This is a genomic window from Streptomyces sp. adm13(2018), assembly GCF_008042145.1.
Taxonomy (GTDB): domain Bacteria; phylum Actinomycetota; class Actinomycetes; order Streptomycetales; family Streptomycetaceae; genus Streptomyces.
Genome location: NZ_RDBH01000129.1, coordinates 1,332,200 through 1,347,790, shown reverse-complemented (window position 1 = coordinate 1,347,790; position 15,591 = coordinate 1,332,200). Strand labels below are relative to the sequence as shown.

Annotated in this window: 15 protein-coding genes, 2 pseudogenes and 1 riboswitch; of the genes and pseudogenes, 8 read left to right on the top strand and 9 right to left on the bottom strand. The window is 74.2% G+C overall.

Features of this window, described 5'->3' with window-relative positions:
• Positions 1-44: 44 nt before the first annotated feature.
• From EAO70_RS22860 to EAO70_RS22850, 3 genes are read right to left on the bottom strand one after another with little or no spacing between them, the layout of a single operon-like run.
• Positions 45-413, bottom strand: coding sequence for an Asp23/Gls24 family envelope stress response protein (locus EAO70_RS22860; protein ID WP_383430361.1), 369 nt, complete (start codon positions 411-413; stop codon positions 45-47).
• A complete protein-coding gene (locus tag EAO70_RS22855; RefSeq protein ID WP_148004669.1) occupies positions 410-601 on the bottom strand; it encodes a hypothetical protein in 192 nt (63 codons plus the stop codon). The genes EAO70_RS22860 and EAO70_RS22855 overlap by 4 nt, the downstream gene beginning before the upstream one ends.
• 51 nt (positions 602-652) lie before the next feature.
• Complete coding sequence (locus EAO70_RS22850; protein WP_148004668.1) at positions 653-1,126, bottom strand: Asp23/Gls24 family envelope stress response protein; 474 nt, start codon at positions 1,124-1,126, stop codon at positions 653-655.
• Between the two features lie 93 nt (positions 1,127-1,219).
• On the opposite strand from EAO70_RS22850, the gene EAO70_RS22845 reads away from it, so the two are divergent.
• Positions 1,220-1,864 carry a hypothetical protein gene (locus EAO70_RS22845; RefSeq protein WP_148004667.1) on the top strand — a complete coding sequence of 215 codons (645 nt, stop codon included), beginning with the start codon at positions 1,220-1,222 and terminating at the stop codon, positions 1,862-1,864.
• A 263-nt stretch (positions 1,865-2,127) separates the two neighbouring features.
• Here the strand turns inward: EAO70_RS22845 and EAO70_RS22840 are convergent, their stop codons facing one another.
• The 3 genes from EAO70_RS22840 to EAO70_RS22830 all read right to left on the bottom strand — a co-directional run bounded on the left by EAO70_RS22840 (position 2,128) and on the right by EAO70_RS22830 (position 5,222).
• Positions 2,128-2,928, bottom strand: a complete 801-nt coding sequence (locus tag EAO70_RS22840) for an enoyl-CoA hydratase/isomerase family protein (protein ID WP_148004666.1) — start codon at positions 2,926-2,928, stop codon at positions 2,128-2,130.
• Between the two features lie 131 nt (positions 2,929-3,059).
• Positions 3,060-3,281 carry a helix-turn-helix domain-containing protein gene (locus tag EAO70_RS22835; protein ID WP_006123601.1) on the bottom strand — a complete coding sequence of 74 codons (222 nt, stop codon included), beginning with the start codon at positions 3,279-3,281 and terminating at the stop codon, positions 3,060-3,062.
• A gap of 342 nt (positions 3,282-3,623) precedes the next feature.
• On the bottom strand, positions 3,624-5,222 hold the full coding sequence (locus EAO70_RS22830) for an ABC-F family ATP-binding cassette domain-containing protein (protein ID WP_148004665.1): 1,599 nt from the start codon (positions 5,220-5,222) through the stop codon (positions 3,624-3,626).
• Between the two features lie 265 nt (positions 5,223-5,487).
• Here EAO70_RS22830 and EAO70_RS22825 point away from each other — a divergent pair, with 265 nt between their 5' ends.
• On the top strand, positions 5,488-6,378 hold the full coding sequence (locus EAO70_RS22825; protein ID WP_148004664.1) for a neutral zinc metallopeptidase: 891 nt from the start codon (positions 5,488-5,490) through the stop codon (positions 6,376-6,378).
• An 86-nt stretch (positions 6,379-6,464) separates the two neighbouring features.
• Positions 6,465-6,866, top strand: a complete 402-nt coding sequence (locus EAO70_RS22820) for a VOC family protein (protein ID WP_148004663.1) — start codon at positions 6,465-6,467, stop codon at positions 6,864-6,866.
• A gap of 64 nt (positions 6,867-6,930) precedes the next feature.
• Here EAO70_RS22820 and EAO70_RS22815 read toward each other — a convergent pair whose 3' ends face one another.
• A complete protein-coding gene (locus tag EAO70_RS22815; RefSeq protein ID WP_148004662.1) occupies positions 6,931-8,334 on the bottom strand; it encodes a hypothetical protein in 1,404 nt (467 codons plus the stop codon).
• Positions 8,335-8,410: 76 nt separating this feature from the next.
• On the bottom strand, positions 8,411-9,538 hold the full coding sequence (locus tag EAO70_RS22810) for an alpha/beta hydrolase (RefSeq protein WP_148004661.1): 1,128 nt from the start codon (positions 9,536-9,538) through the stop codon (positions 8,411-8,413).
• A gap of 428 nt (positions 9,539-9,966) precedes the next feature.
• Between EAO70_RS22810 and EAO70_RS22805 the strand changes: the two are divergent.
• A pseudogene (locus tag EAO70_RS22805) lies at positions 9,967-11,181 on the top strand (inorganic phosphate transporter); the annotation flags it as partial.
• Here the strand turns inward: EAO70_RS22805 and EAO70_RS22800 are convergent.
• Positions 11,152-11,286: pseudogene (locus EAO70_RS22800) on the bottom strand (inorganic phosphate transporter); the annotation flags it as partial. The pseudogenes EAO70_RS22805 and EAO70_RS22800 sit on opposite strands and share 30 nt — an antisense overlap.
• 19 nt (positions 11,287-11,305) lie before the next feature.
• Between EAO70_RS22800 and EAO70_RS22795 the strand changes: the two are divergent.
• The 4 genes from EAO70_RS22795 to EAO70_RS22780 all read left to right on the top strand — a co-directional run.
• Entirely contained in the window at positions 11,306-11,527 is a 222-nt protein-coding gene (locus EAO70_RS22795) for a hypothetical protein (protein WP_073917272.1), read from the top strand.
• A 114-nt stretch (positions 11,528-11,641) separates the two neighbouring features.
• Positions 11,642-11,785, top strand: a riboswitch (cobalamin riboswitch).
• 30 nt (positions 11,786-11,815) lie between these two features.
• Positions 11,816-12,805 (top strand): cobalamin biosynthesis protein, encoded by a 990-nt coding sequence (locus tag EAO70_RS22790; RefSeq protein WP_148004660.1) that lies wholly within the window; start codon positions 11,816-11,818, stop codon positions 12,803-12,805.
• Positions 12,802-14,310 carry a cobyric acid synthase gene (locus tag EAO70_RS22785; protein WP_148004659.1) on the top strand — a complete coding sequence of 503 codons (1,509 nt, stop codon included), beginning with the start codon at positions 12,802-12,804 and terminating at the stop codon, positions 14,308-14,310. Before EAO70_RS22790 ends, EAO70_RS22785 begins: the two co-directional genes overlap by 4 nt.
• 115 nt (positions 14,311-14,425) lie before the next feature.
• On the top strand, positions 14,426-15,591 hold a 1,166-nt coding region (locus tag EAO70_RS22780), incomplete at its 3' end, for an ATP-binding protein (RefSeq protein WP_261992989.1).

The window sequence follows — 15,591 nt, the reverse complement described above, 5'->3', positions numbered from 1 at the left end:
GTCGTGGCCGGGGGCGGGGGTGCCCGGGCCGGAGGTGGGAGTCGTCATGACAGGCGGCCCCTCGACGCTCCCTGACGGGTGAGGGCGGAGTGGAGGCGTTCGACGTCGACGGTGACCTCGTGGACCTCCATGCCCACCAACTCCTCGACACGGCTGCGGACCCGGCCGCGGACGGCCCCGCAGCGGGCCCCGATGTCGGCGGGATAGCCGAGTTCGAGGCTCACGGCGACCCGGACGACGTCCCGGTGGACGTCGACCGAGGCGTGCGGCTTGGATCCGCCCTCCGGAACGGGGCCCGCGGCCTCCCTCGCCGCCTGCGCGGCGATCTTCGCGACGACCCGGTCCGCGATTCTGGTCGCCCCCCGCTCGCGGACCGGGCCGCGGGGTCCGGGACGGGCTGCCACCGCCGTCACCGCGGCCGCCCGCCGCGTTCGCGGCCCCGGAAGAAGTCGCCGGGTTCGAGGTCGCCGTCGAGGAAGCGGCCCGCCACGAAGCCGACCGCCCCCAGAGCCGCGACCAGCAGAAACGCCCCGAAGCCGCCGAAGTATCCGGCGAAGCCGAGGGCCATGCCGGCCACCAGGCCTACCACCGCCATGCTCATTCCTGACCCCTTTCTGAGTCCTCCTGAGCCCCTGTGCACAGCCGTCAGCGGCTACTGGAGCCGGGATTCGGGCTCGTCCTCTTCCTCGTCGGGCAGCTTCACGTCGCTGACCGCGATGTTGACCTCGACGACCTCCAGGCCGGTCATCCGCTCCACCGCCGCGATGACGTTCTCCCGGACGTCGCCGGCGACGTCCGCGATGGAGACGCCGTAGTCGACGACGATCTCCAGGTCGAGCGCGGTCTGCACCTCGCCGACCTCGGCCTTCACCCCTCGGGTGACGTTCGACTTGCTGCTGCCTCCGCCGGGCACGCGGTCGCGTACGGCGCCGAAGGTGCGGGAGAGGCCGCTGCCCATCGCGTGGACGCCTTCGACGTCCCGGGCGGCGAGGCCGGCGATCTTCTCGACCACTCCGTCGGCGATGGTGGTGCGGCCGCGGGAGGCGGGAGCGCCGCCGCCCCGCTTGCTGACCGAGGTCCGGCGCGCTTCGTCGCCGGAGTCGGTGGAATGGGTGGTGTCCGTCATTTGGTTTCGCCCCTTCTGGGATATTGCGGGGTTCTTCGCCCACATTAAGGGCGCTTACCCGCTTCCGCCCCGGGGATACGGCAGGCTGGGGTAATGACGACAGCTGACGGTTGGACGGCGGCGGTACGGAATCGCCTCTCTCCGGGCAGGCTGCTGCCGCTCGGAGCGGCGGCGGAGCGGGCTTGGATCACCGAGCGGGCGGTGCGCGAGGCGCTTGACCGGGCGGCCTCGGCGGTGCCGGGCGCCGTGCCGGGCAGGATGCGGATCGGCCCGGCGGAGGAGTCCGGCCCGGAAGCGGGCGCCGTGCTGATCACGGCGCCGCTCGGCGCGGTCGCGGGGCGGGCCCTGCCGGACCTGGCCGGGGAGCTGCGGACGGCCCTGCTCGCCGCCGCCGAGGACGGGCTCGGCCTCGTGGTCGCCGGAGTGGACCTCCGGGTGACGGAACTCCTCGACACGCCGCCGGAGCCGGGCGCCGGAGCCACCCCGGCGCCCGGCCCCACCTCACCGGCCACGGACGACCCCGTGGCGCTCGCCGCCCTCGGGGTGCCGGGGGTCGCGGCGGTGACGGACACCCTGGGCCCGCCGGTGCGCCGGAGACCCGAGGAGGTCCGGGTGGAACTGGCCGTGACGGCGGGTTCCCGCCCGCTGGACGTGGCCCGCGCGGTACGGACGGCGGTGGCCGCGGCCGTCCCGGAGGAGGGGGTCGCGGTCGCCGTCGTGGTGTCGGACCTGCGCTAGGCCGGGCGCGGGGCGAGCCGGATCCCCGGCCGCCGATCGCCGGGACGGAGTTCCGGGGCCGCGTACCGCCGATCGGGTGAGAGCCGGGCCGGCGGGCACGCGGGACGTGGGTGCGGGCACCCGGAGCGGGCGGGTTGGCGCGCGGGACGTGCAACGGCCCGGACTGTACGGGCACCCGGACCGTGCGGGCGCGCGGAAACCCCGGGGCCGCCCGCAGAACGGGTACCCGGGGATCACCAGGCCCGGGGACACACGGGCACGCGTCAGTCGCCGAGGCCGGCCAGGTCGCGCAGGCGGCGGGCCTGGGCGGCGCGCTCGGCGACGCGCTGCTCCTCGTACGAGCGGCCGGAGACGCCCTGGAGCAGCGCCTTGGTCTCGGTGACCGCGTCGCGGGGCGCCGCGAGCAGGGCGGCGGCCAGGTCCCGTACGGCCGCGTCGAGCTCGCCGGCGGGCACGGACAGGTTGGCGAGGCCGATGCGCTCGGCCTCGTCCGCGTGGACGAAGCGGCCGGTGGCGCAGATCTCCAGCGCGCGGGCGTAGCCGACGAGCGAGACCAGGGGGTGCGTCCCGGTCAGGTCCGGGACGAGGCCCAGGCTGGTCTCGCGCATGGCGAACTGCACGTCCTCGGCGACGACCCGCAGGTCGCAGGCGAGGGAGAGCTGGAAGCCCGCGCCGATGGCGTGGCCCTGGACGGCCGCGATCGACACGAGGTCGCTGCGGCGCCACCAGGTGAACGCATCCTGGTACTCGGCGATGACCGCGTCGAGGTCCGCGTCGGAACCGCGCGCGAGGTCGAGGAAGGACGGCTCTCCGTCGAAGCCCTCGGGCGTGAACGCCTGCCGGTCGAGTCCGGCGGAGAAGGACTGTCCCTCGCCGCGCAGGACGACGACCCGCACGCTGCCGGGCAACGACCGGCCGGCTTCTGTCAACGCCCGCCACAGAGCGGGAGACTGAGCGTTGCGCTTCGCCGGATTGGTCAGGGTCACCGTGGCAACGGCGTCCTCGACGGTGAGCCGAACACCGTCCTTGTCGAGTACGAGCTTAGAGTCGTCGAGCGTAGTCATGGGGCGCCTCCGGTTACGGTGCAGCACACTGCATGCGAATGCCAAGTGACTGCACAGTAACCACCGGGCCGGCGCGAGGGCCGACCGGGTGGCCACCGGAGGATCCGGTGGCCGGTCGAGGCGTCCCGCTGTCAGGCCGAGGCGGCTTTCTTGCCCCGGGTCGCTCCGCCGCGTCCACGCAGCGTGACTCCGGACTCGCTGAGCATCCGGTGGACGAATCCGTAGGAGCGGCCCGTTTCCTCGGCCAGCGCCCGGATACTCGCACCGGAGTCGTACTTCTTCTTCAGGTCTGCCGCGAGCTTGTCGCGCGCGGCGCCGGTCACCCGGCTGCCCTTCTTCAGAGTCTCGGCCACCCGTGCCTCCTCATGGGAAGTGCGCTCTGGACTTCTCATGATCACCCCTCCCGTCCGTCCTGGCCACCCATTCGACAAGGTCGGTGCCGCCGGGTTTGTGGACGAGCGGCTGTCCGTCACGAACGGAAGCACTGATTCCGGTGGGCCGGAAACCGGCACCCACGGGCCCCGGCCCGGGAATCGGCAGGTCAGCGACGCAGCGGGAACACATGTGCGGCGCGGGTCTGCCGGAAGGATTCGGCAGAGCACCGCGCCGGAGGTACGAGACGCACTCACTCAGATGAAGGATCACCCGTGGGCCGAATGATCCAGCCGGGCATGATCACCCGGGGCGCTCCCGGGTCAGGCGAGCGCGACCAGGTCCGCGTAGTCCGGGCCCCAGAGGTCCTCGACGCCGTCCGGGAGCAGGATGATCCGCTCCGGCTCCAGCGCGTCGACCGCGCCCTCGTCGTGGGTGACGAGGACGACGGCGCCCTGGTAGGTGCGCAGGGCCCCGAGGATCTCTTCGCGGCTGGCCGGGTCCAGGTTGTTGGTGGGCTCGTCGAGGAGCAGCACGTTCGCCGAGGAGACGACCAGGGTGGCCAGGGCCAGCCGGGTCTTCTCGCCGCCGGAGAGCACCCCGGCCGGCTTGTCGACGTCGTCGCCCGAGAAGAGGAACGAGCCGAGCGTCTTGCGGACCTGGACGAGGTCGAGGTCCGGCGCGGCCGAGCGCATGTTCTCCAGGACGCTCCGCTCGGGGTCGAGGGTCTCGTGCTCCTGGGCGTAGTAGCCGAGCTTGAGGCCGTGCCCCGGGGTCACCTCTCCGGTGTCGGGCTTCTCGGCGCCGGCGAGCAGCCGGAGCAGGGTGGTCTTGCCCGCGCCGTTGAGGCCGAGGATGACCACGCGGGAGCCCTTGTCGATCGCGAGATCCACATCGGTGAAGATTTCGAGCGAACCGTAGGACTTGGAGAGCCCCTCGGCCGTCAGCGGGGTCTTGCCGCAGGGCGCGGGGTCCGGGAAGCGGAGCTTGGCGACCTTGTCCGAGGCGCGGACCGCCTCCAGGCCGGAGAGGAGCCGCTCGGCGCGCTTGGCCATGTTCTGCGCGGCGACGGTCTTGGTGGCCTTGGCACGCATCTTGTCGGCCTGCGAGTTGAGGGCGGCGGCCTTCTTCTCGGCGTTCTGGCGCTCGCGCTTGCGGCGCTTCTCGTCGGCCTCGCGCTGCTGCTGGTAGAGCTTCCAGCCCATGTTGTAGACGTCGATCGTCGAGCGGTTGGCGTCCAGGTAGAAGACCTTGTTCACCACGGTCTCGACGAGGTCGACGTCATGGGAGATCACGATGAAGCCGCCGCGGTAGCTCTTCAGGTAGTCGCGGAGCCAGACGATGGAGTCGGCGTCGAGGTGGTTGGTCGGCTCGTCGAGGAGGAGCGTGTCGGCGTCCGAGAAGAGGATCCTGGCGAGCTCGACGCGGCGGCGCTGGCCACCGGAGAGGGTGTGCAGGGGCTGGCCCAGGACCCGGTCGGGCAGGCCGAGGGCGGCGGCGATCGTGGCGGCCTCGGCCTCGGCGGCGTATCCGCCCTTGGTCAGGAACTCGGTCTCCTGGCGCTCGTACTGCCGCATCGCCTTGTCGCGGGTGGCGCCGGCGCCGGTGGCGATGCGCTCCTCGTTCATCCGCATCTTCTTGAGGAGGACGTCGAGGCCGCGGGCGGAGAGGATGCGGTCGCGGGCCAGGACGTCGAGGTCGCCGGTGCGCGGGTCCTGCGGCAGGTAGCCGACCTCGCCCGAGCGGGCGATCTGGCCGGCGGCGGGCTGGCCCTCGCCCGCGAGGCACTTGGTGAGGGTGGTCTTGCCCGCCCCGTTGCGACCGACGAGGCCGATGCGGTCACCCTTGGCGACACGGAAGGAAGCGGACTCGATGAGGACACGGGCGCCGGCGCGCAGCTCGATGCCGGAAGCGGTGATCACGGACAGACTCCAGGGCGGTGGGAAACGGCGGAAGGACGGCTGATGGAGGGCTTCGACGCCGCTAGTGCACGGGGAGAATGGCCATGCGGCCAGTCTAACGGGCCCCTGCAACTGCTTTTCGGCCATGCGGGCCCCGGAGCCCCGGCCGGAGCTTTCTCACATAACCGGCCTTGCTGAACAAAAGGGGCGGTCGGCGGAAGATCGACCGATACTCGGCGCAGGGCGGCGGCCACTGCCGCGGCAGTGACGCGGAGGGCGGTGGACCGTGCAGTTCGACGACGACGCCGATCTGGACACCTCGGAGGTCAAGGACGTCCGGACCAGCCGCATCCCCGGCGGGAGGGCCACCGTCGGCGGCGGCATCATCGGCTTCATCGCCCTGATCCTGGGCCTGTTCCTCGGCGTGGGACCGGACCAGCTCGGTCTCTCCTCGGGCGGCGAGGAGCCGGCGGCCAGCGCCTCCTCGGCGGCCCGGGTGACGCAGACCTGCAAGAAGGGCGCGGACGCCAACACCCGCGAGGACTGCCGCACCGTCGCCGTCGTCAACAGCGTCCAGGACTTCTGGCGGAGCGAGTACGCGCGCCGCGGCGGCACCTACGGGAACGCCGCCACGGTGATGTTCAGCCAGCGGGTCCCGACCGCCTGCGGCTCGGCGACCTCGGCGGTGGGGCCGTTCTACTGCCCCGGCGACCGCCAGGTCTACCTGGACCTGGGCTTCTTCGACGAGCTGCGGACCAAGTTCGGCTCGACCGGCGGACCCTTCGCCCAGGCCTATGTGGTCGCGCACGAGTACGGCCACCACATCCAGAACCTGATGGGGACCCTCAGCCGCGCCCAGGACGGGCGGACCGGGGCGGATTCCAACGCCGTGCGGGTCGAGCTCCAGGCCGACTGCTACGCGGGCGTGTGGGCCCGGCACGCGACGACCACGCCCGACGACCGCACGGGCCGGCCGCTGCTGACCCGGCTGACGGACGAGGACATCCGGGACGGCCTGGCCGCGGCCGCGGCGGTGGGCGACGACCGGATCCAGGAGCGGTTCCAGGGCCGGGTGACCCCGGAGAACTGGACCCACGGCTCGGCGGCCCAGCGCCAGCAGTGGTTCTACGAGGGCTACCGGACCGGCGACATGGCCCGGTGCAACACCTTCCGCTGACCGTCGGCGGAACCCGCGGACCCGGACCCCGGTCGTCCGCGCCCGGACCGAACCGGACCGAACCGGACCGAGAGGAAGTGATCGGGATGCCCGAGGCACCCCACATCTGTCCCACCCTGTCCTACCAGGACGCGAAGGCGGCCATCACCCTGCTCACGGAGGGCTTCGGCTTCCGGGCGGACGCCGTGTACGAGACGGAGGACGGGCGCGTGGCGCACGCCGAGCTGTCGTACGGGAACGGCATGGTCATGCTGGGCAGCAAGGGCACCGGCAGCGAGTTCGACACACTCATGGCCGACGCCGGTCCGGTCGGCGTCTTCGTGCACGTGGCCGACGTCGACGACCACCACGCGCGCGCGGTGGCCCACGGCGTCGAGATCGTCATGCCGCCCAAGGACCAGGACTACGGCTCGCGGGACTACATGGCGCGCGACGGCGAGGGCAACATCTGGAGCTTCGGGACGTACACCCCCGGCGCCGCGGAGTAGCCGCGCCGGGGTGCTGTCGGGCGGGCCACCGGTCCCGACGACCGCCCGGTTTCCCGGGGGAGCGTCAGACCCCCCCGGTGTGGACCTGGAAGGCGGCCCGGCGGACGGCCTTGGCGAGGGCGGGGTCCGGGTGGGCCGCCGCGAGGGCGACCAGGACCTGGACGGTACGGGGGTGCCCGACGGCCCGGATCTCGTCGAGGAGCGCCGGGACGGTGCCCTGCACGGCGGAGTCGAGGTGCCGGACGAGCAGCTCGGTCTCGCCGTGGTCGGCGACGGCGGCGGCCGTGTCCACCCAGAGCCAGGTGGACTCCTCGCGGGTGAGGACGTCCTGGGCGTCGTCGGGGTCGGCCCCCTCGTACTCGGCGAGCCAGAGCAGCGCGTACGGCCGCAGGGAGGGCTCGGCGACGGTGGCCCGCACCTCGGCCTCCGCGGGGGCGCCGACGACCCGGAGGGCTTCGAAGGCGAGCCCGCGCAGCAGCGCGTCCTCGCCGCGGGCGACGGCGAGGAGTTCGGTCACCGCGCTGGAGAGGGTGCGGGCCGCGAGCCAGGCGCGGTACTCGGCGCGGGCCGGGCCGGGGGTGAGGCGGGCGCAGCCGCGGAGCATGTCCCCGGCGGACTGCTCGATGTTCCCGGCGGGGCTCTGCGCGGCGACGCAGATCTGCTCCAGTTTGACCCAGACCGCCCAGTTGCCGAGGGGGGTCAGGGTGGCGTGGGAGCCCTCCGCGCCGGTGTCCAGGGTGAGCGCGCCGACGGCCGCCAGGCCTTCGAGCGCCCAGTCGAGCAGGGCGGGGAGCCCGTCGGTGCCGGAGCCGCTCGCGGCGGCGGGGGTGCCGGGGGCCTGTTCGGCTCCCGGGACCTCGCAGCGCTCGCCGCGCAGCTCCTCGACGCGCTGGCCGAGCAGGTCGAGGAGGGCGGGGACGAGGACCGGGCCCTGGGAGAGCTGGAGCAGCGAGAGGACCTGCGGGAGGGCCTCGACGACCTCGGCGACGGCGCTCGGCTCGACGCCCTCGGGGGCCGGGTGCACCAGCGACCAGGCGTCGAAGAGGGCGACCCAGCCGCGCAGCACGGCGGAGTCGTCGCGGTCCCAGGCGTGCAGCCGCCAGCCGGGGCGGGCGGTGTCGCCGTGGAGCTCGACGAGGCCGGCGAGCCGGGCGCGGTCCCAGCCCGCCCTGACCTGGCCGGGTGTCAGGTTCAGCGCGGCGGCGGCCCGTTTCTGCGCGGGGGCGGCCGAGGGGCCGCTGGGGGCGGCGACGGCGCCGCGCTCGACGGCGGCCCAGCGGGCGATCCGTACCGCGTCGGCGAGGACGTGCCGGGCCTGGCGGGCCAGCTCGGCGCGGGGCGGGGTGCCCTCGGGCGGCCGCGGCGCCGGCCGGGTGCGCCGGGTCGTCACGGCCCGTCGGGCGGTGGCCAGCGCCCGTGGGCGGACGAGTCGGAGTCTGGAGTTGCCATCGGGCTTTCGAGACGTCACGGGGGCAGTCTTCCCGCTGACGGCCCGAAAGCCCAATCGGAATCGGACGCGCCGTCCCCGGCGCGTCGCGCGCCGCCTAGAGGAGCGGGGTGAGGAAGCGGCGCAGGGCCTCCTCGTAACGGACCGGGTCGGCGTTCCACATGGCCGTGTGCGGGGCGTGCCGGACGGTCAGGAGGGTGACCAGATCGGGGCGGCGGGCGGCGAGTTCGACGGAGGGCTCCCAGGGGGCGATGGTGTCGTCGGGGCCGTGGGCGAGGAGCACGGGGACCCGCAGCGCGCCGGGCGCGGAGACGGTTGCGAGGAGGTCGCCGTGGGGTCCGGTCCTGCCCTGGGCGGCCCGGACGGCGAGCGGGAGCAGGGGGGCGGGCACGTGGCGGGCCGCGGCGAGGTTGCGGAGGGTCGTCTCCCAGTCCAGGACGGGCGAGTCGAGGACGAGGCCGGCGATCCGGTCGCGCACCCCCGATTCGGCGGCGGCGCGCAGGGCCATGGAGGCGCCGGTCCCCCAGCCGTGCAGGACGACCTTCGCGGCACCCCGGTGGACGGCGTAGCGGATCGCGGCGTCGACGTCGCGCCATTCGGAGTCGCCGAGGTGGGCGAGGCCGTCGGGGGAGGCGGGGGCTCCCTCGTCGCCGCGGTAGGCGGGGACGAGGACGGGGACGTGGCGCCGGTTGTAGAACGGGACGACGTTCAGCGGGTGCTCGCGGGTGGCGCCGAGGCCGTGCAGGGCGATCACCCAGAGGGTGCGGGGCGCGGCGACCAGCCAGGCCGGCAGGGGGCCGAGTTCGCCGGGGATCTCGGCGTCCTCGTGGGCGAGTCCGAGGGCGGTGGTCGGCGTCCCGATGTGCAGCCGGGGGGTGAGGCGGACGCGGGAGCCGGGGCCGAGGACGCCGCGCTCGACGCGTTCGAGGCGCCGGACGACGGTGTCCGCGGTGTGCGGGACCCGGTCGAGGACGGGGCCGGTGACGGCGTGCTGGCCGTGCCCCTCCAGGCCGTAGGTGCCGGGTCGCAGCGAGGCGAGGCTGCGGGTGAGAGTGATCCGGTCGGGTCCCGTGGCGTGCACGGTGAGTTTGGGGTCCCCGGGCAGGGGACGTACGGACGGCGCCCTGAGGGCGGCGTCGCTGGCGTACCGGCCGGCCGCGAACGCGACCGCGCCGACACCGATCAGGGTGGTGACGGCCGCTGCCGTCGCTGTAGCCGGGCGCACGTTCCCAGTCTCGGCAGGACGGGGGCGGTCTGCCACCGGTGGGACCCGGGGGGATCCGGTCGGCCCGGTCCGGGAGGGCGCGGGAGGGCCGCCGGAGGGCTCGCGGTCCGGGGCCGTGCCGGGCTCCGGGGACGCCCGGGAGGGTGACCTGCGTCTCGTCCGCGGGGTCCCTCGGTCGGATGGTTCCGTCCAGGGGGCGGAACCGGGCGCGGGCGGCGGAACGGGGACAGGTCGTACGTGCCCGGTGTCGGCCGGTATTACCCGGGGTCGCGGGGTGACCGCATCATGGACACCGGTGGCCGGAGGGCCGTAAGCGGAATCCACGGACGCCGGTTCGGGACACCACAACGCCCGACCCAGTTCATCTTCCGTTCACCCAGGTTGCTTACGTTCGTCCCGCCACTGACCTCAAACGATTGCCTGGGTAAATGGAACACATCACGCTGCTGCTCGCCATTGTGGTCGTGACAGCTCTCGTGTTCGATTTCACGAACGGTTTCCACGACACCGCGAACGCGATGGCCACGACCATCTCGACCGGTGCTCTCAAGCCGAAGACGGCGGTGGCCATGTCCGCCGTGCTGAACCTCGTCGGCGCGTTCCTGTCCGTGGAGGTCGCCAAGACGATCTCCGGCGGGATCATCAACGAAGAGGGCATTCGTACAGAGGTGATCTTCGCCGCCCTGGTGGGCGCGATCCTCTGGAACCTCCTGACCTGGCTGCTCGGACTGCCGTCCAGCTCCTCCCACGCCCTCTTCGGCGGTCTCATCGGTGCCGCGGTCATGTCGGCCGGCTGGTCGGCGGTGAACGGCCCCACCATCGTCACCAAGGTCCTCATCCCGGCCGTCGCCGCGCCGCTGGTCGCCGGCCTCGCCGCGATGGCCGCCACCAGGCTGACGTACAAGATCAAGGCCAACCCCGAGGCGAAGTCCACGGCCAAGGGCTACCGGGCCGGGCAGATCGCCTCCGCCGGTCTGGTCTCCCTCGCGCACGGCACCAACGACGCCCAGAAGACGATGGGCATCATCACCCTGGCCCTGGTCACCCAGGGTGTCGTCGCCCCCGGCTCGAACCCCCCGCTGTGGGTCGTCGTCTCGGCCGGTGTCGCCATCGCCCTCGGCACCTACCTCGGTGGCTGGCGCATCATCCGCACCATGGGCAAGGGCCTCACCGACCTCCAGCCGCAGCAGGGCTTCGCCGCCCAGACCAGCGCCGCGACGGTCATCCTCGCCTCCTCGCACCTCGGCTTCTCCCTCTCCACCACCCAGTCCTGCTCGGGTGCCGTGATGGGCGCCGGCCTCGGCCGCAAGGGCGGCGTCGTCCGCTGGTCGACCGCCACCCGGATGTTCGTCGCCTGGGGTCTGACGCTGCCGGCCGCCGCGCTGGTCGGCGCCGGTGCCGAGTTCCTCACCAAGCAGGGCCCCTGGGGCATCGCCGCCGTGGCGGTCCTGCTGGTCGCCGGCTCGGGTGTCATCTGGTCGCTCTCGCGCCGCAAGCCGGTCGACCACAACAACGTCACCGACGACGACCTGGACGACGAGCCCGCCGGCGTCGTGACCACCGCCATGGCCGCCGTCACCCCGCCGCCGCCCGCCGGCTCCGTCGCCGCCGTCGCGGACGACGCCGCCCTTGCGGCCGAGGCCGGCGCCCATCACGGCACCCGAGCAGGACTGGGTGGTGGAGAGGGAGAAGCCGAGGTGCGAGGAGGCGAGGATGACCGTCGCGGCGCTGGTCTGGGCGGCGAAGCCCGTCTAAGGAACGAACGACATGAAGATCGACTGGGCAGCTCTCGGCTCCGTCTTCGGAGTCAGCCTCGTGGCGACCGTCGCGCTCGTGGGCCTCTTCACCCTCGGCATCGTCGGCCTCACCAAGCAGGAGGAGGCCGCCGCCCGCGGAGGCTCCGCGGCTCTGGCCCGTACCGCGGCGTACGCCTGCTTCGCGCTGTGCGCGGCGGCCGTCGCGTACGGCATCTACCTGATCGTCGTCTGACGGTCCACAGACACGACGGCGGGGCGGTCCGCACCTTCGGGTGCGGACCGCCCCGCCGTCGTGTCTGTGGTGCTTCGCACAGTGACCCGGTGCAGGTCAAGGGTGAGTTGACGGGTGTTCTCGGGGCGTGGTGGACTGCCGGGGCCATTACGGCGGCAGCAGAGGAAGTCCGGTGCGAATCCGGCGCGGTCCCGCCACTGTGACCGGATCCGAGGGGTCCGGGAGTCAGGAACTCTCGCCGCCGGTCACGTCGATCCAGGGCGCGGACCCTGAGTGAGGACACGCGCCATGCCCGGCCGCAGCAGAACCGGCCTCAGCTCCCCCGACGTCTTCGCCCTCGGCGCGGCCGCGGGTCTCGCCGTCGACCTGCTCCTCGGCGACCCCCGCCGCGGGCATCCCGTCGCCGCGTTCGGCCGGGCCGCCGCCGCGGTCGAGGACCGCCTCCACCACGACCACCGCGGCTGGGGCGCCCTGCACACCGCCGTCTGCGCCGGCTCCACCGTCGCCCTCGGGGCGCTCGCCGCCCGGGCCGTACGGAACCGGCCGGCCGCCGCCGTCGCCCTGACCGCCGCCTCCGTGTGGGCGGTCGTCGGCGGTACGACCCTGGGGCGGGAGGCCCGCGCGATCGGCGGGGCGCTCGCCGCCGGGGACCTGGAGGTGGCGCGGGAGCGGCTGCCGCACCTCTGCGGACGCGACCCGCAGGCCCTGGACGGGGCCGCGATGGCCCGCGCGGTGGTGGAGTCGGTCGCCGAGAACACCTCCGACGCCGTGGTCGGCGCCCTCTTCTGGGGCGCGGTCGCGGGCGTGCCGGGTCTCGTCGGCTTCCGCGCCGTGAACACCCTCGACGCGATGGTCGGCCACAGGTCGCCCCGCCACCGCCGCTTCGGCTGGGCCTCGGCCCGCCTCGACGACGTGGCCGGCTGGCCCGGGGCCCGGCTGACGGCCGCCCTGGCGACCGTCGCCGGCGGCGACCCGCGCGGCGCGCTGCGCGCCTGGCGGGCCGACGCGGCGAAGCACCCCAGCCCCAACGCGGGCCCCGTCGAGGCCTCCTTCGCGGGCGCCCTCGGCCTACGCCTCGGGGGCACCCTGGCGTACGGCGGCCGGGTCGAGCACCGGCCGGTGCTCAACGGCGGGGGGCGGGACGTCGAGGTGGCCGACATCGACCGGGCCGTACGCCTGTCCCGGCGCGTCACCGTACTCACCCTGGCCGCCTGTGCCGGCGGCCGCCTGATCGCCGGCGCCCTGGCGGCGCCGGCCCGGAAGCGGAGGAACGCATGAGGGGCGGGGGGCTGCTCGTCGCCGGGACCACGTCCGACGCGGGCAAGAGCGTCGTGACGGCCGGCATCTGCCGCTGGCTGGTCCGCAAGGGCCTGAAGGTGGCGCCGTTCAAGGGGCAGAACATGTCCCTCAACTCCTTCGTCACCCGGGAGGGCGCCGAGATCGGCCGCGCCCAGGCCATGCAGGCGCAGGCCGCGCGGGTGGAGCCCACGGCGCTGATGAACCCCGTGCTGCTCAAGCCCGGCAGCGACCGGTCGAGCCAGGTCGTCCTGATGGGCAGACCGGTCGGCGAGCTGAGCGCCCGCGGCTACCACGGAGGGCGGCAGAAGGAGCTGTTCGAGCCGGTCCTCGCCTGCCTGGAGGAGCTGCGGAGCACGTACGACGCGGTGATCTGCGAGGGCGCGGGCAGCCCGGCCGAGATCAACCTGCGGCGCACCGACATCGTGAACATGGGGATAGCCAGGGCGGCGCGGCTGCCCGTCGTGGTGGTCGGCGACATCGACCGGGGCGGGGTCTTCGCCCAGTTCTTCGGCACGACGGCGCTGCTCGCCCCCGAGGACCAGGAGCTCGTCGCGGGCTACCTCGTGAACAAGTTCCGCGGTGACGTGACCCTGCTGGAACCGGGCCTCGACATGCTGCTCGGGCTCACCGGGCGGCGGACCCTCGGCGTCCTGCCGTACGCCCACGGTCTCGGCATCGACGAGGAGGACGGCCTCCGGGTCTCGCTGCGGGGCGCGGTGCGCGAGTCCGTCGTCGCGCCGCCGGTCGGCGAGGACGTGCTGCGGGTGGCGGTCTGCGCGGTGCCGCTGATGTCCAACTTCACCGACGTGGACGCGCTGGCCGCGGAGCCGGGGGTCGTGGTGCGGTTCGTGGACCGGGCCGAGGAACTCGTCGACGCGGACCTGGTCGTGGTGCCGGGGACGCGCGGGACCGTCAGGGCCCTCGCCTGGCTGCGCGAGCGCGGCCTCGCCGACGCCCTGGCCCGGCGGGCGGCCGAGGGCCGTCCGGTGCTCGGCGTCTGCGGCGGCTTCCAGGTGCTCGGCGAGCACATCGAGGACGAGGTCGAGTCCCGCGCCGGGTCCGTCGACGGGCTCGGCCTGCTGCCGGTGCGGGTCCGCTTCGCCCGCGAGAAGACCCTCGCCCGGCCGGTGGGCTCGGCCCTCGGGGAGCCCGTGGAGGGGTACGAGATCCACCACGGGGTCGCCGAGGTGCTGGGCGGCGAGCCCTTCCTGGACGGGTGCCGGGTCGGCGCCGTCTGGGGGACCCACTGGCACGGCTCGCTGGAGAGCGACGGCTTCCGGCGGGCGTTCCTGCGGGAGGTCGCCGCGGCGGCCGGCCGCCGCTTCGTGCCCGCCCCCGACACCTCCTTCGGCGCCCTGCGCGAGGAGCAGCTCGACCGGCTCGGGGACCTGATCGAGGAGCACGCGGACACGGACGCGCTGCTGCGGCTGATCGAGGAGGGGCCGCCGCGGGGGCTTCCGTTCGTGCCCCCGGGCGCGCCGTGAGCCGCGCCCCGGGCCGCCGCCCCGGCGCCGAACCCGCGGGCGGGTTCCCGGCCCCGCCTCCCGGCGGTCCCACGCCGTCGTCCGAACATCAGCGATCCGAAGGAGTGACCGGCCGATGAGCACCCGGTATCCGTTCACCGCAGTCGTCGGCATGGACGACCTGCGGCTCGCCCTGCTGCTGAACGCGGTCAGCCCCGCCGTCGGCGGGGTGCTCGTGCGCGGCGAGAAGGGGACGGCCAAGTCCACCGCCGTGCGCGCGCTGGCCGAGCTGCTGCCCGCCGTGCCCGTGGTCGCGGGCTGCCGGTTCAGCTGCGACCCGGGCTCCCCCGACCCCGGCTGCCCCGACGGGCCGCACGGGACCGCGCCCGGCATCGAGCGGCCGGCCCGGATGGTCGAACTGCCCGTCGGCGCCTCCGAGGACCGGCTCGTCGGCTCCCTCGACATCGAGAAGGCGCTCAGCGAGGGCGTCAAGGCCTTCGAGCCCGGCCTGCTCGCCGCCGCCCACCGGGGGATCCTCTACGTCGACGAGGTCAACCTGCTGAGCGACCACCTCATCGACCACCTCCTCGACGCCGCCGCCATGGGCGCCTCCCACGTCGAGCGCGAGGGCGTCTCCGTACGGCACGCCGCCCGCTTCCTGCTCGTCGGGACCATGAACCCCGAGGAGGGCGAGCTGCGGCCGCAGCTCCTCGACCGCTTCGGGCTGACCGTCGAGGTCGCCGCCTCCCGCGAACCGCAGCAGCGCGTCGAGGTCGTCCGCCGTCGGCTGGCCTTCGAGGACGACCCCGCCGCCTTCGCCGACCGCTGGGCCGCGGACGAGACCGAGCTGCGCGCGCGGATCGTCGCCGCCCGGGAGCTGCTGCCCCGGGTGACGCTCGGCGACGACGTCCTGCTCCAGATCGCCGCCACCTGCGCCGCGTTCGAGGTGGACGGCATGCGCGCCGACATCGTGATGGCCCGCGCCGCGACCGCGCTCGCCGCCTGGGCCGGCCGCACCGAGGTGGACTCCGAGGACGTGCGGCAGGCCGCGCTCCTCGCGCTCCCCCACCGCCGCCGCCGCTCCCCCTTCGACGCCCCCGGCCTCGACGAGGAGAAGCTCGACGAGACCCTGGAGCAGTTCAAGGGCCAGGACCGGGAGCCGGACGAGGACCCCGAGCCCGACGGTCCCGGCGACGGGGGTCCCGGAGACGGTGGTCCCGGAGACGGTGGTCCCGGAGACGGTGGTCCCGGAGACGGCGGTCCCGGAGACGGCGGTCCCGGTGGGGGTGTCCCGCCGCAGGG

Coding starts and splice junctions, on each gene's coding strand:
- EAO70_RS22820 (WP_148004663.1), top strand. CDS start 6,465: ATGCCCGAGGCACCCCACATCTGTCCCACCCTGTCCTACCAGGACGCG.
- EAO70_RS22790 (WP_148004660.1), top strand. CDS start 11,816: ATGCCCGGCCGCAGCAGAACCGGCCTCAGCTCCCCCGACGTCTTCGCC.
- EAO70_RS22850 (WP_148004668.1), bottom strand. CDS start 1,126: ATGACGGACACCACCCATTCCACCGACTCCGGCGACGAAGCGCGCCGG.
- EAO70_RS22795 (WP_073917272.1), top strand. CDS start 11,306: ATGAAGATCGACTGGGCAGCTCTCGGCTCCGTCTTCGGAGTCAGCCTC.
- EAO70_RS22785 (WP_148004659.1), top strand. CDS start 12,802: ATGAGGGGCGGGGGGCTGCTCGTCGCCGGGACCACGTCCGACGCGGGC.
- EAO70_RS22855 (WP_148004669.1), bottom strand. CDS start 601: ATGAGCATGGCGGTGGTAGGCCTGGTGGCCGGCATGGCCCTCGGCTTC.
- EAO70_RS22845 (WP_148004667.1), top strand. CDS start 1,220: ATGACGACAGCTGACGGTTGGACGGCGGCGGTACGGAATCGCCTCTCT.
- EAO70_RS22840 (WP_148004666.1), bottom strand. CDS start 2,928: ATGACTACGCTCGACGACTCTAAGCTCGTACTCGACAAGGACGGTGTT.